This is a genomic window from Nocardioides marmoraquaticus (assembly GCF_054777915.1).
The window spans coordinates 198,600-212,608 of record NZ_BAAHAA010000004.1; the positions used below are offsets into that span (position 1 = coordinate 198,600).

General features: G+C 67.9%; 12 protein-coding genes and 1 pseudogene. 7 read left to right on the plus strand and 6 right to left on the minus strand.

Annotated elements, in window-relative coordinates:
- Window positions 1–99: 99 nt before the first annotated feature.
- From ACYU8I_RS04895 to ACYU8I_RS04905, 3 genes are read left to right on the plus strand one after another with little or no spacing between them, the layout of a single operon-like run.
- The gene (locus tag ACYU8I_RS04895; RefSeq protein ID WP_460838073.1) at window positions 100–807 is read left to right on the plus strand and encodes a hypothetical protein; all 708 of its coding nucleotides are present in this window, start codon (window positions 100–102) and stop codon (window positions 805–807) included.
- Window positions 804–2,558 (plus strand): type IV secretory system conjugative DNA transfer family protein, encoded by a 1,755-nt coding sequence (locus tag ACYU8I_RS04900; RefSeq protein WP_460838075.1) that lies wholly within the window; start codon window positions 804–806, stop codon window positions 2,556–2,558. The genes ACYU8I_RS04895 and ACYU8I_RS04900 overlap by 4 nt, the downstream gene beginning before the upstream one ends.
- Complete coding sequence (locus tag ACYU8I_RS04905) at window positions 2,558–3,244, plus strand: hypothetical protein (protein WP_460838077.1); 687 nt, start codon at window positions 2,558–2,560, stop codon at window positions 3,242–3,244. Before ACYU8I_RS04900 ends, ACYU8I_RS04905 begins: the two co-directional genes overlap by 1 nt.
- Window positions 3,245–3,270: 26 nt before the next feature.
- Here ACYU8I_RS04905 and ACYU8I_RS04910 read toward each other — a convergent pair whose 3' ends face one another.
- Window positions 3,271–3,765: a M48 family metalloprotease gene (locus ACYU8I_RS04910; protein ID WP_460838079.1), complete on the minus strand. Its 495-nt coding sequence runs from the start codon at window positions 3,763–3,765 to the stop codon at window positions 3,271–3,273.
- Window positions 3,766–4,806: 1,041 nt separating this feature from the next.
- Between ACYU8I_RS04910 and ACYU8I_RS04915 the strand changes: the two genes are divergently transcribed.
- Window positions 4,807–5,280: a hypothetical protein gene (locus ACYU8I_RS04915; protein ID WP_460838081.1), complete on the plus strand. Its 474-nt coding sequence runs from the start codon at window positions 4,807–4,809 to the stop codon at window positions 5,278–5,280.
- A gap of 78 nt (window positions 5,281–5,358) precedes the next feature.
- On the opposite strand, the gene ACYU8I_RS04920 is transcribed toward ACYU8I_RS04915, so the two are convergent.
- The gene (locus tag ACYU8I_RS04920) at window positions 5,359–6,180 is read right to left on the minus strand and encodes a hypothetical protein (protein ID WP_460838082.1); all 822 of its coding nucleotides are present in this window, start codon (window positions 6,178–6,180) and stop codon (window positions 5,359–5,361) included.
- Between the two features lie 253 nt (window positions 6,181–6,433).
- On the opposite strand from ACYU8I_RS04920, the gene ACYU8I_RS04925 reads away from it, so the two are divergent.
- Window positions 6,434–7,213, plus strand: a complete 780-nt coding sequence (locus ACYU8I_RS04925) for a sigma factor-like helix-turn-helix DNA-binding protein (RefSeq protein WP_460838084.1) — start codon at window positions 6,434–6,436, stop codon at window positions 7,211–7,213.
- 334 nt (window positions 7,214–7,547) lie between these two features.
- The gene (locus tag ACYU8I_RS04930; protein WP_460838085.1) at window positions 7,548–7,760 is read left to right on the plus strand and encodes a hypothetical protein; all 213 of its coding nucleotides are present in this window, start codon (window positions 7,548–7,550) and stop codon (window positions 7,758–7,760) included.
- Window positions 7,761–7,885: 125 nt separating this feature from the next.
- On the opposite strand, the pseudogene ACYU8I_RS04935 reads toward ACYU8I_RS04930, so the two are convergent.
- A pseudogene (locus tag ACYU8I_RS04935) lies at window positions 7,886–8,082 on the minus strand (integrase core domain-containing protein); the annotation flags it as partial.
- A 642-nt stretch (window positions 8,083–8,724) separates the two neighbouring features.
- Between ACYU8I_RS04935 and ACYU8I_RS04940 the strand changes: the two are divergent.
- Window positions 8,725–9,438 carry a GAF and ANTAR domain-containing protein gene (locus ACYU8I_RS04940; RefSeq protein ID WP_460838087.1) on the plus strand — a complete coding sequence of 238 codons (714 nt, stop codon included), beginning with the start codon at window positions 8,725–8,727 and terminating at the stop codon, window positions 9,436–9,438.
- 394 nt (window positions 9,439–9,832) lie between these two features.
- Here the strand turns inward: ACYU8I_RS04940 and ACYU8I_RS04945 are convergent, their stop codons facing one another.
- The 3 genes from ACYU8I_RS04945 to ACYU8I_RS04955 all read right to left on the minus strand — a co-directional run bounded on the left by ACYU8I_RS04945 (window position 9,833) and on the right by ACYU8I_RS04955 (window position 13,164).
- Window positions 9,833–10,468 (minus strand): TetR/AcrR family transcriptional regulator, encoded by a 636-nt coding sequence (locus ACYU8I_RS04945; RefSeq protein WP_460838089.1) that lies wholly within the window; start codon window positions 10,466–10,468, stop codon window positions 9,833–9,835.
- A gap of 802 nt (window positions 10,469–11,270) precedes the next feature.
- The gene (locus ACYU8I_RS04950; protein WP_460838091.1) at window positions 11,271–12,731 is read right to left on the minus strand and encodes a sensor histidine kinase; all 1,461 of its coding nucleotides are present in this window, start codon (window positions 12,729–12,731) and stop codon (window positions 11,271–11,273) included.
- A 79-nt stretch (window positions 12,732–12,810) separates the two neighbouring features.
- Window positions 12,811–13,164, minus strand: a complete 354-nt coding sequence (locus tag ACYU8I_RS04955; RefSeq protein WP_460838092.1) for a response regulator transcription factor — start codon at window positions 13,162–13,164, stop codon at window positions 12,811–12,813.
- Between the last annotated feature and the right edge of the window lie 845 nt (window positions 13,165–14,009).

Sequence of the window (14,009 nt, forward strand, 5' to 3'; positions counted from 1 at the left end):
CCTCGTCCGCCTTGTCCTAGGTGAGAGCCCCTGCCCACCCCACTGCCCACACCACTGTCCACCCGACTGTCCACCCGACCCGGACCTGGAGCGCTGATCATGATGCAGTCCTCGACGCAGCCCCAACTGCAACGAGCCCGCCGCCACGACCCCTACCCGTGGACGTGGGAGATTCCGCTGCTGGTGTGCGTGCTGCTGGTGCTCGCCCTCGCGGTCGGGGTTCAGCTGGGCCGCAGCCTGGCCAACCTGCTCGCCGGCGCGGGCTGGACCTGGCCGGTCGACCAGGCCACCTTCTGGCGGACCATCCCCGCCGTCGCCGGCGGCGACGCCTCAGCAGGCCTCCCCACCCAGACCGCCGGTGCCGCCGGTGCCGCCGGCGCCGCCGACACCGCTGATGGGTTGGCCTCGCCGGGCCTGGTGTGGACCGGGATCGGCGTCGTTGAGCTGCTGCTGCTGATCGGGGCAGGGTGGGTCGCGATCTGGGCGCTACGCCGCTGGGGACCTGGCCGGCTCAAGGGCATGGCCACTCGCGTCGAGGCCGAGCAGATGCTCGGCCTGACCAGGCTGCGCAAGGTGTCCTCGATCGTGCGGCCGGACCTGTACGGAAAGCACGCCGGCCCACGGGCCGGACAGGACCCGCAGATCGTGAGGAGCGCCGGCGCTGACGCGCAGAGCGAAGCCGGCGCGGCCGCGCTCGGACGCGGCCTCAGTGCGAGGTTCCTCCCCGAACGCACCGGCCTGCTCCAGCGCGGCGGCCGAGGAGAACGAGGCGACCGAGGCGACCGAGGCGAGAGGAAGGCCCGATGAGCACCCGCGCCCGATCCACGAGCCCGGACCCGACTACCCGGCGTCGACGCCGGCCGCGGCTGGGGATGGACCCCCGCGACGTCGGCTGGCGCATCGGGACCGCCCACGAGCCACGCGGCGGCGAGCTGTGGGTGCCCTGGGACCGAACCTCGGGAGTGATCGGACCCCAGGGAAGCGGCAAGACCCTCGACCTCCTCACCCCGGCGCTCCTGGAAGCCCCCGGAGCCGCGCTGGTGACGCTGACCAAGACCGAGGACCTGCTGCTCAGCCTCACCGCGCGAGCGGCCGGCGGTCGGCCCTGTGTGGTGCTCGACCCGTTCGGGCTCACCGAGGGTCTGCTCGACCCGCCCACCCGCAGCTCGTCGACCAGCTCGTCGACGTCGACGAGCTCGGTGCGGGTCGCCAGCGAGCTGGTGTGGGATCCGATCGAGGGCTGTGTCGACCCGATGGTCGCGGAGCGGCGGGCGAAAGCTTTCTGCGCCGGCACCGTCAAGGGTGCGATCCACGGCGGCGCCGGCGACGACTCCGCGCGCTTCTACGCCGCCGAGGCCGCGAAGGTCTTGCAGTCCTACTTCCACGCCGCAGCGTTGACCGGCCGCACCCTGGAGGACGTGCTGCGCTGGGTGGCGAACCCGATGGCCACCACCGACCCCGCCGAGATCCTGCGCGAGCACCCCCACGCCGCCCCGTTCTGGCACGGCCTGCTCCAGGGCGCGCTGCACGGCGACGACCGGACCGCCGGCAACACCACCACCACGGTGCAGCAGGCCATGTCGCTGTTCTTCCAGGCCGAGATCCGCAACCGCTGCATCCCCGGCCCCGGCCGGCCGGCCACGAACCTGACCGAGGTGATCCGCCGCCGCGGCACGATCTATCTGCTGGGCCGCGAAGACCCCTACGCCTCCGCCTCCCCGCTGATGACCGCGGTGGCCGAGCAGGTCCTCGACACCGGCCTCGCGCTGGCCAACTCCTCCCCGTACGGCGGCCGGCTCTGCCCGCCGCTGCTGGCCTGCCTCGACGAGCTACCCTCGACCGCCCCGCTGCCCACCCTGCGCACCCGGATGGCCAACGAACGCGCCCTGGGCCTCAGCTTCATCTACGCCGCCCAGACCCGCGCCCAGCTCACCTCGATCTTCGGAGAGCAGGAGGCCCGCGCGGTCCTCGGCCTGACCAACGTGCTGCTGATGTTCGGCGGCTCCAAGGACGTCGCCTTCAACCAGGAAGTCAGCGACCTGCTCGGCACCGTCCGGGTCTCGCGGACCAGCTGGCAGACCGGCGGCTACCACGGCGGCGGCCGCACCGTCTCCGGGGAGGACATTCCGATCCTGCGACCCGAGGAGGTCCGCCAGCTCCCCGAGCGCCACGCCCTAGTCATCGCCGAGAACGGCAAGCCGATCATCGCCCGACTCCACCGCTGCGTCGACGGCAGAGCTGGCGCCCAGCTCCTCGCCGAACAGCGCACGCTGCGCGAGCAGATCACCAGCCGGCGGCGCATGGTCATCACCCCAGAAGCCCGCACCACCGCGGCGCTCGTCGAGGCCCGGCGACACGGGCTCACGACACTCGACCGCGACCCCGCCCCCCGGGTGGGCGCCGACTCGGCGGCGCCGGCGGCCGACCAACCCGGGCACTGCGAGACCACGGAGGCCGCGTCGAGTCGTCGCGGGCACGGTTCTTGGTACACCACGTCGGAGTGGGATGACCCCGCCGGTGCGCCGTCGGGTCGCGACGACCGCCGGAGGCGTGACTGATGGCCAGCAACGAGCCCGAGGCCGCTGGCCAGCAGCCGGCGCCGATGGTCCGCGCGTTCCCACGTCCCGGGCAGCGGGTGCACGTCGCCTACCGAGAGCTGCACCTGGCCGTCAACGGCACCGCCGAGCAGAAGGAGGCGATCGGGCCACCGTCACAGCTGCCCAGGCCGTGGGATCCGGCCACGTGTGTCGACCCCGAGCTGCGCAACCAGCTGTGGGCCTGGCTGGATGAGTTCGTGCTCTGGCTCAACCACGAGCACAGCTGGGACCTCGCCGGCACCGTGCCGCCCTGCTGGACCCACCACCCGCACCTGGTCCGCGAGATCGCCGTACTCGCTGACCAGCGACGTCGTGCCGCGCTCGCGTTGAGCAGCGACCCGCTCGAGGATTGGCACCGCTACGCGCTCCCGGCCTTCGTCGACCGGATGCGGCTCCGGCTGCGCAACCACTGCGAGGAGGGGCACCAGCCCTGGCCGGGCCGGAGCCGCTTCGTGAAGGCCACCAGTCAGGCCCAGCGCCGCGAGCGCGAGGACCGCTACGTCGAGGACCTCGACGCGGCCGAGCGTCCCCGCCGCGCCCGGCGGGCCGCACCACCCGCACCGCCGCGGCTGACGGTGGTCGACGGGCGCACCGTCGACACCGAAACCGGCGAGTTCGTCGACGACGACCACGACCACGACCGGTAACCAAGCCTGCTTCCCGCTGACGCGGCTCATGCGGCGCGGGCGAGCTGCCTCCTCATCCGTGCCAGACGCGCCCGAGGAGGCGGATGCGGCGCGAGCAGCCGGGAGAAAGCCCGTGACTCCGCGAGCACACCGGCGCCCTCCTCGAGCTCGAACAGCGCGCCGGCGGCAGCCAGGTTGGGGGCGAGGCGAATCGCGAAGTCGTCGGCGGCGAGCTCTTGTCGGCGCCGCACCGCCAGCAGCGCCAGGCTCAGCACGCCCGCGGTCGGCCACACCAGGGCGGCCCAGGGCCAGGGGTTGGTGCCGGTGGAGACCTGCGCCACGGCGCCCGTGAACCACGCGAGCAGACCCAGGCCGAGGATGACCAGGCCGATCAGAACCGCGCGCTGATAGCGGCGACCGGCCCAGGAGCGGAGGTAGGCGACGTGGCCCAGCTCGTGGGCCACCAGGTGATCGAGCATGTCGACGTCGTCGACGTCGAACGCCGCGGCCGCGAGCGTGATCACCGGATCGCGGCGCGGCATCGCCGTGGTCAGGCCCAGCTGACCCAGGGCCCCGCGCTGCCGACCTCGGCTCCGTGGCCGGGGACCGATGCTCGCGACGACCACCACCGCCGGCGCCGGCATCGCCGCTCGCCGCGCGAGCCGACGGGTGATCTCGAGCGCACGAGCGTGTGCTGGCGTACTGCCCGACGGGGTCTCGAACGAGCACGCTTCCGGTCGACCGTGCCCGACGCCGAGACCAGCCCCGAGACCAGCCCCGAGACCAGCCCCGCGACCCGCACGGCGGCCGCCACTGCGACGTCGCCGCGTCACCCACCACCGCCGCGGCGAACCGGGCTCGATGACAGGCTCGATGCCGGCCTCAGCGTCGTCGACCATCACGCGATTCTCCCACCAGGCCTGGCATCACCACGCCCGCCCGAGCAATACGGCAACTCCGCTCAGAATGCCGCTGACACAACCGCGGCGTGCGCACGCACCCGATCCGGCCCCGAGAGGGGGTTTCCGGCGCGCTCAGCGGCGTTGTGAGCCGCGCCCGGGGCCTGAGGGGTCCTCGGCCTGCCCGGAAGCCTGCGGCGGCCTCCGGCGGCCGGCCGCCCCGCCGAGCCGCCGCGCGGAACCCTCACGAGTTCGGCGCTACTGGGCGATGACGTCGAGGTAGGTGTCGGCGTTCCTCGCAGCCCTGCCTCTCCACGGGATATCTCAGCGGACGGGGCCACCGGCCGTTACCAACACGGCTGGTCGAGCGAGGTCGACCGATATCAGGCGGAAGTCATCGCGGCCCGGCGCCGCGCTTGATCGAGTCAGGCTAGTGGAGATCGGGAGAAGACCGGTGACGCTCCCGCGTCCTCGCTGATACTGATGCGGTCGCATTGCCGCACCACTGAAAGGACTACCGACTTGGCTCACTACCGTCGTGGCCACTACCGGCGCAGCCCGAACGGTGGCTACCACTACGTGCAGCCGCACACAGTGAGTCGCGGCTCGGGCGGGGGTCCTTGGAGCAGCGGTGGGCGGGGTTCGCGGAGCCCGCGTCCCGTCGCGCAGGTCTGGGTACACCCAATGCCTCTGGAACCGAACGCCACCTGCCCAATCTGCGGAGCGCGCGTCTACTTCTGGAAGAACAAGTCGGGCTCGAAGGTCTGGTTCGATGCGCTTGGGCGGCCGTGGCCCAAACACCCGTGCTTCAACGACGTTCGTGCCACCAGTCCCGAGCACCGTGCCCACATCGAACACGCGCGGCTGAACGCGAACCCGGTCTTGCCTGCGCCTCAGCGTGTACCTGCGGGCATGCCGATTGCTGGTGCCGCCTTCCTCGCGTTCCTGATCATCTGTTGCCCCGGTTCCATCCTCGGTGCGGTCGTCGGTTCGGTTGCTGGCGAGGATTCGGCGGCCTACGACGCCGCTGTCGCCGTCCTTGCTGTGGCGATGCTCCTCGCACCGCTTGTCGTGTTCGTGTGGATGCTCGTTTCGCGCCTCAGCCCTCACGCCGAAGCCAGCGAGGCGCTGAAGTTGGCGCGCCGTCTTGCGAAATAGCCATTCTTGGTCGGGCTCGCGCACCGGCTCGCGGAGCGACCCGGTGCGGGATCGTGGAACGGCAAGGAATTGGCAAGGTCAGTCCTTGATGTGAAATTGGCGCTCGAAACGCTCCCAGCCCCGGTCTGGCGACCAGCGCAGCCCACTCCCCACGGCCCAGAACGCCATCAGCCATACGTGTGTCACCTGGTCAGGTAGGTGAGGTGACCTTGTCGGTACTACGCCGTCCTCGTCTCTCCAAAGCATGTCCACGACGCCAAAGGGCGCAATCGAGAAGCCCGGAACCAGAATGAACGCGTGTCGCTCGCTCGCCCCGGAGCGTCCCAGCTTGCCCAAGACGTCGCTCTGGTGTGGATCCAGCAGAAAGTCACGGACCCAGCCCGGCACGGCACTGCCGGTGCTGTCAACCACGCCACCGGTCCGCTCGGATGATCGCTCGATTGTCAGGTAGATCGAGCCGGGGAAGTCGGTGCCGGATTGATTTCCGCTGACGATGCCGAGGACCCGTGCGCGCCCCTCGATAGACTCCGGCACCTCGTGCCGCCGTCGTTGGGTCGGAATCTCGGTGATCCCCTGGCCTTCCAACTCCTGAAGGAAGGCGGGCAGCTCCCTGAGCAGGCGTTTGGCACGAGCGGTGGGCTGCAGATGCAGCATCCAGCCGCCTTGCAGGCCTGGAATAGTCCACCGCTCATCCCGCCCGTTGACCAGCTTCCACAGTTGGATGCTGTCTGGGTCAGCGGCTGCTGTCACCTCGACGGCACCCGGACCACCGTCTGCGGTCAAGATGTTGAGATCGTGCATGCCCGGGCGGCTACCGTCGTCGTGCTGCTCGACCCTCAGGCCCAGCGTCGCCGCGATCGTGGCCGCGACCACTTTCTCCTCACCGCGCAATTCAGTCATGCAACCACTCTCGCCGCGGGCAATTCCTACTGTCGCGTCGTCAAGGCTGTCACCCCGCCGGCCGTCACCTCTGAGCAGGCGACGCGCCGAGTAGACCTGTCGGACTGTCAGTAGCGGCGCGCACACTAAAGGTGCAGGTCAGAGCCGCCTTAGAAGAACCTCGAGAAAGTTCGGGGGGAAACGGCTCTGGCGACACTTAAGAGGGGAACGACAGGGAGCTTGCGAGCTGCCGTTGCCCGATGAGGAGAGACGGATGGCTGCGAGGCCGGAGCGCGAGCCGGGAGAGCCCGGCTACGCCGGCGAGCCACTACAACGGCCTCAGAGCGGCTGGGTGCCGGAGGACTGGCTGGGCGACCACCAGGACCTTGCGGACAACGTCGACCGGCTCCAAGGAGACGTGGACCTGGTGACGGCGCTGGCGTTGGCGAGGTACGAGGGCGACCTCTACGACTACTTCGCCAACGAGCTGGCCAAGTATGGCTACGCGGTGATGAAGAGCTGGATCGCGCAGAAGATCATCTTCGAGCGATGCAAGCAGAGGGGCTTCGGGCTGGTGGTCCTGGATCGGGACTTCACCCAGCAAGAGATCGAGGGCCTCGCCAACTTCACGGTGGCGATGGCCCTCAAGTATTTCCGGGACAAGGTGCTTATGCGCCGGCGCTGGGACCCGACGAAGGGCGCCTCGCTGAGGACCTTCTTCATCGGCCAGTGCATCTTCCAGTTCCCGAACATCTACCGGGACTTCCTGGCCGATGTCGACGCCGACTGGCTCCACGGCTTCACCGACGATGTCCTCGAGATGGACTTCCACACCGAGCACACTCAGCCTGTCGATCGCCGCGTGATTGCTTCGATCGTGTGCTCGCAAGCCATGGCCCAGATCACCGACCCCCGGGTTCGCAAGGCCATGTTCATGACGGCGGAGGGCTACACGCAGCCCGACATCGCACGTGTCTTGGGGGTATCCACCAAGGCGGTGGAGCGGATGCTCGCGCGTGCGCGTGAGGGTCTTCAGCAGAAGGGGTTGGGGTGACAAGCAAGAAGATCAGGGCGCAGGTGGAGCGCAGCTCGCTTGGAACGCGATCGGCGAAGGCCGCTCGACGTACCGTCTCGAACAATGTGTCGCGGCGGATCGTGGCTAGTGCGGCCTCTGGCCGCTACGTGGCAAGAAGTCCGAAGAAGTCCGGGGGGTAACCGGCGCTTCGGCACTTATGCAGAGACGTCACCTGGTCAACAACGACCAGGTGATGGAGCCCCACAAAAGGGTGAGGCTCTCCAACCAGCAGGAGCCAGTCGAAGAGCCGTCACGGGTAGCAGCGCGAAGACTACTCGACGAAGTTCCTGCACGAGAGTTCCAGGAGGAACTCATGGCTCGAGGTTCAGGGAAGTCCTACCGTTCGGCGAGGACCGGGCGGTACGTCACCAAGGCGACGGCGACGCGCAGCCCGCGTACGACCGTGGCGGAGTCCGGCGGCAACAAGGGTTCGGGCAAGGCCTACCGGTCCGCGATCAGCGGTCGGTACGTCACCAAGGGCACCGCTCAGCGGCACCCGGGCACCACGGTGACGGAGAACGGCTGATCTAGCACCACGACTGCGGACGCCGACTGGGAAGCGGCGTCCGCAGTGCCATGCCTAGGCCACCTGCCGTGTAGACGTACTGGCAGGACCCCGAGAAGTGATCCAGGTCTTGTGAGAGTCGGTGTTCATCGGTGGGTGCAGCCAGCTGCGTAGACCGCTGGGGCTGGTAGCCGAGGGAGCTGTGCCGCCGACGGGCGTTTTAGTCCACCTTCCAGTCGGCGATGACGACCCTGGCCTGGGCCAGGGACCAGAAGGTGTTGATGTTGAGGCATTCGTCGCGGACCCGTGCGTTGAACGATTCGACGTAGCCGTTGCGCCATGGGCTCGCGGAGCGTGCCGGTGCGGGATCCTTCACCGGCGCGCTACCGGTGGGGATCGGCGAACTGTCCACCCTCCGGGTGAGGGTTTCCGCGGGGCCAGCGCGGCCGACGCGTGCGCCGTGCAACTGCAAGCCTTGACGAGCCGCTGTGAGACGTCGAGCAGCTCGGCGGCCTGGACCGACCATATGAGCTCGGGCAGGGGGGTGTAGCTCAGCATGGCGTTCGGCCCCGTGTGTCGGTATCACCGATGATTTAGGGGCTGCGACAACACGTTCCCGGCGACGCCAACGACCGCGAGCCGGTGGGATTGCCTGAAGGTGACCGTCGACGGGAAGCGTGGTGATTGACCAGCGGCCGCGGCGCAGCGCAAGCGGGCCTAGCGATGGGGGGCCACGAGCAGGTCGATGGACCTGACGGCGACGTGACCTCGCGAGAGGACTCGCCGTGGCCGGTGTCGGACTACGCGGCTGGGGCCGGATTCCGCCGGGGGCCGGGTCGCGGCGAGCAATTAAGGCGTCATGCTCACGGGCACCCGGCGGCTCCGAATTGCCGCTGACCACGTTCTGGCTCTCGGGCCCTCGTCGAGCTGAACTTGGGGCGGGACCGCGAAGGGCGGGTGCGCTGATTGACTAGAATGTGGTTTCGTGGATCACGGTGTGGGCGAAGCGTCGGACGAGGTGGTCAAGCGTCTCGATGCGCTGCTGCGCGATGGCAAGGGTTACGAGTGGACAAGCGCGGATCTGCAGGGCGTGGTCGACCTCGGTGTACAGGTGCTGGCGACCTGCTCGAGCGCGGGGATCACCGTGACCACCGCTGCTCAAGTGCGTACGGTTGCGACGTCTGATGAGGTGTCACGTCTCGGTGACGAGTTGCAAACAGAGCTGGGTGAAGGACCGTGCGTTACGTCGGCCGAGGACGGCCGCATGGTGAGGGTCATCGACCTCGCGGATGACCCACGCTGGCCGAGGTGGCGCGACCGGGTGCTGGAGGCGCTTGGGGTGCGCAGCATGCTGTGCCTACCGCTATTCGATCACGACCGGCACAGCGGCGCCCTGAACCTCTACGCCATGCGGCCCGATGCCTTCAACAGTCGCGACGTCGCGACCGCACAGGCGCTCGCAGCCAGCAGCGCGCTGGCGGTCGCGGCGTCACAGAAGATCTCTCAGCTGGAGAGGGCCCTGGACACTCGCAGCATCATCGGCCAGGCCATGGGAATCTTGATGGTGACCTACCGGCTCGACGACAAGGGCGCCTTCGACTTCCTCGCCAAACTGTCACAGACGTCCAACACGCGTCTAGCCGAGGTGGCCCGTCGGCTCGTCGAGCACCACAACGCTGGCACGCTGCAGGCCCCGTGAACCCCAGCCCGCGGGCGCGTCCTGGTCGCGTGGGCTGTCGCGTTGTGGATCTGGCGGCGGTACGTGCCCAGGTCAGGGGCCCAGCTCGGTGCACGGAGGTGGCCGCGGTTCGAGATGCGAGCCGCGGCCACCGCAGTGGCGCGTCCTGATGACGGGGTCTAGGTCATGTCCAACGGGTCCGACTTTTGCGGCAAGGTCGTGGCGGCCGCACCCGTGACTGCCGCAGAGTTCCGATCAGTCATGCTCTCCGTGGATGCGCCACACGTAGACCCAAGCGGGTCGTGACGGACCCGCCGCACACGTCCGGGTCGTCCGGGCGTGCAGCCGTGCGCCGGCGCCGCTTCCTCCCCGTATGTCCGATGGGTGGGACGGGTGTTGGGGTGAGCCGTCGGGGTCAGGGGGTGAGCTCAGACGGCCGGCTGGCTGCCAGAGCGTCCTCGACAATGACGCCGACGGCGCATCGCAGAACATCGCGGGCCTCGTGGACGTCTAAAGCCTGCTCTTTCAGGAGCGTGTCGACGGAGGCGTGCTGGCACAGCAGGTCGATGATCCTCAGGGCTCGTGCGCGGTGCGCGACGCTCATGCGTTCGAGCTCGGGCGCGAAAAAGGCGCGGGTCAGCCCCTCGGTATGGGCGTGGTGGGTGCGCCAGGTCGAGCGCAGCTCGTGCATAGACGCGTCAGCGGATGCGGTCACGTAGACGGCGGCAGCCATCTGCCGGTGCAGGTGCAGCCGCCGATCCACGTACAACACAACTCGGTCTCGCAGGTCGGCGCCGTCGGCGTCCGGCGGGTCGTAAAGGTCAGCGTTGCGTTCGTCTTGTCGTCGGAGCGCCGCGACCAGCAGTTGTTCGCGCTTTGGGAAGAAGCGGTTGATGGACCTGACCGAGACGCCCGAGCTCTGGGCGATCTGGCCAACCCCGAGGTCGGCGTGCTGATCGGCGCCGAGCTGGCACAGCGCGTCGAGCACACGCTCGATGTTGAGCAGCCGGCGCCGCACACGGCCGTCCTGGGTGGAGCTGTCTACGCGCACGCCCGCACCGTATCGAGCCGACCCGCCACCCAGTGAGGAATCGCCCAAGGCACGCTTGTCGGGCAACCCTGGCCAGTGGCGCCGCGAACGCAGCAGTGCCTCACTCGCCGTTCGCCCCCGGCGAACCGGGGCCCTGATGAACAGCGTGGTGCTGTGGCGTTGTCGGCTGCCTACGGGTAACCAGCGCGGCCATGCCCTGGTCGGTTCAGGAGGCGCCGAGCTTTCGGGTGCCTGCGACATGTAGGCCCCAACCCGCCGCAGGACGACGTGTTCCGCCTCGAGCAGCTTGGCGCGGCGCCGCAGCTGACGCAACTCTCCAGCCGCGTCCCGGCTCACGCCCAGGCGGCTGCCTTCCCTGTCGCGGGCGGAACTGACTTCTGGTGCTCGGCGCCGGAGGGGAGGGTGTCTGCCTTGCCTGCTCCGTTTCCCCGACAGTTCACGACGATGTCGTGGCTGTGGCTGTGGCTCTGGCTGTGGCTATGGCTATGGCTCGTACCCGTGTGTCGGGGGTGTTGTTAGAGCAGATTGCCGAGGACATCGGAATCGGCGAGTCCACGCGGTCGTACTGGCCGAAGGGTGTTACGTACCGCTGCATCACGCTCCTCCATCCGCATTCGACGATCGACTGGGCCGCCGGGTGCGGCCGAGAGCGGTCAGTGGGGTGTGCGCGTGAGACGTCGAGAACCTCTGGTCGGCAGGGTTCGTATGGGGACTTCGGCCAAACCAGAGGTCTCGGTCCATCTGACACCCGCCGCGCCGGCCTAATCATGCGACGAACGACACCGAGGCATTCGCGGGTGAACTAGTCCTTGGGCGCAATAGGCTTAGCCGGAACCTGAAGACGAAATGTCGCACCGCCACCGGGGGTCTCGTGGTACTGGATGTTGGCTGCGTTGAGAGTCAGGATGTCGCGCACGATGTACAGGCCGAGGCCGCTGCCACGCTCCGCACCCGCGACGGCGGAAGCTGAACGCGTGAACCGCTCGAACATGCGTGGCACGAACTCAGCCGAGATGCCCGGTCCGTTGTCGCTGATCCATAGCTCGACTGCGCCGTCGACGACTCTTGAGGCCAGCGTCAACCGGTCGCCGCCGTATTTGTTGGCGTTCGTGCACAAATTAATCAGTACTCGTTGAAGATGACCGCGGTCCATCCACACGTGGTGGTCCCCTACGTCAGAGGTCGTGACAATGACGTTGCGGAAGTCGATCATGTCGAGAGCCTCGCGGACTACCTGGCGTAGATCGACCCAAGCTGGCTGGACGCGCAGCCCCCGGGCGTCGAGGGCCGAGGTGGTCAAAGAGTTGTCGAGCAGCTCGCACATCCTGTCGGCTGCGTCAGAAATGCGCTGCAACCCCGCTCGTCGTTCTGCATCGCCAATGACATCCCACGCCGACAACAGCGTCTCCGCAGAGCCGGCCACCACTGCGGTGGGTGTGCGCAAGTCGTGAGCCAGCATCGCGGTGAGGTCCTGCAGTGCTGCTTGGTGCTGCTTCAGCCGCGTGATGTCAAGTATCTGCGAGACGAAGTACAGCGGGTCGCCGTCGTCGTCGCGCACAAGGGCCACCGACAACAACACCCAGATGATGTCGCCGGCGGCGTCAAAGTAGCGCTTCTCCATGCGGTAGGAGTCGATCTCACGTTCAAGCAGCCGTCGCAACAGATCCAGGTCGAGGTCTAGATCGTCGGGATGCGTGATGTCTTGGAACGTCATGCCGAGCAACTGTTCGGGTGTGTACCCGGTCAGCGCGGCAAGTGCGGGATTGACAGTTCGCCAGTGCCCGTCGAGGTCGACGATCGCTTGACCGATCGGAGCGTTGTACGCCGTCAGACGCAGCTGCTGCTCAGACTGGCGGAGCTCTGCTTGCACGCGACGGGCCTCGGTGACGTCGGTGGAAAAGCCCACCACTGCCACCGTCTCGCCATCAGTCCCCGCGACAGGAGTCAACTGGTGAGAATAGTGCCGACCCAGGTAAGGCACGACGAGACTGACGCGCTCGCCGGCGAGCGCTGCCCGATAGTGTCGCTCGACGTTCGCCAGGCAAGCTGGGTCGAACACTTCGTCGATCGTTCGGCCAGCGATCACCCCACGGGTGAAAGTAGTCGCGTCACCACCGGTCGCCGGACCGAGAAAGCGAAGCTGTGTGTCGAACGCGAACACAGAGCTGGGCGGGAACGAGGCCATGACGGGGTTGTTGTCAAGGCGCGCGAGGTTCTCCTCCAACGCATGGATGTCGTCTTGGTTGCTCGCGTCGGTCACCACACTACGATTCTGTCACGCCGTCTCCCGCATGGGACGGGCACGGTGCGCTAGGTGACCGTTGGCGATCGCCGACTGGCTGTCAGGTCTCCTCGTCAGTCAGATAGTCAACTATCGCAAGCAGCTGACGTGACCGCACCGGCTTGACGAGGTACGCGACCGCCCCGCCCTCGAGGGCCTGATCCTCCATGACCTCGTTGTGGTGTGCCGAGATGACCATCACCCGGGTCGACGGCGTGGCCGTTCGGATGCGCGGCAGTGCCTGCAGGCCGTCCATCCCGGGCATCGACACGTCCAGGATGACCAGATCAGGACGTAGGTGCGCGGCCAAGCTGACGGCTGCATCTCCCGTCTCAGCCTCTCCAACGACGACCACGTTCGGCCGCATCGTCAGCTGCAGCCGCACCAGTTCCCGCATCTCGGCAACATCGTCCACAATAAGGACGCGGCATTGCCGACCTGTTGACCGGGAGGACGCCAGACTTGCCGCAGTAGAACCGTCTGCGCCCGTGCCCCGGTCCTGTGGTCGGGCCTGATGGGGCACACGGGGCACACCGCCTGGCTTGTCGGCGACCCACACGCTGGCGATAGAGGACGTGTCCGGCATAGTCATTCGAACTCCCGTTGTGCCTGTCGGCCCGATGGTGTGACGAACGCGGGGTGGCACAGACATCTTTGGCGGATGTTTCTTTTGGACTCCAACGCAACGGCAGTTTTCTCGTTGGCGGGCTAGACCGTGGTCTCAGCTCTGTGTGCGTCACCCAGGACCCCTTGCGCTCAGGGACTGATGCTGCGCCGGCTTGTAGTCGAACGGCAACGCCACCGCCCCGCAAGCCGTGTCTGGAAAGACGCAAGCCCCGATTAGCCCACCTTTGATAGCGCCGTCAACAGCGGCAACCTGACCGCTTGCTCGTTACCGGCCCAGGTGCCGAGTGATGCCACGCCGACGCGTAGGCCGTGAGCTGCCCATTGGGCCCTGATGGCGACGGACAGGTAGTGCAAGGAACCATCCGTGTGGTCATCTACAGGTCGTCGCTGTCGGGCCTGCGAACCGGCGGCTGCGTATGGCTTCAGGATCCGGATCGTCACGCCGAGCGTGACCACAGCCGGATCCCATTCTGGTCACGCTCCGCGTGATGATGGGCTCGCGGAGCGTGACCAGTGCGGGATCGTCACGCGGAGCGTTGTCGCGTGCCGGGTTCAGTAGAGGCTCTGAAGTGACGCGCTGACGGTAGTGGGCGCGGGGCTGTGCCGGTAGTGCTCGTCCTCGAACTCGACCGG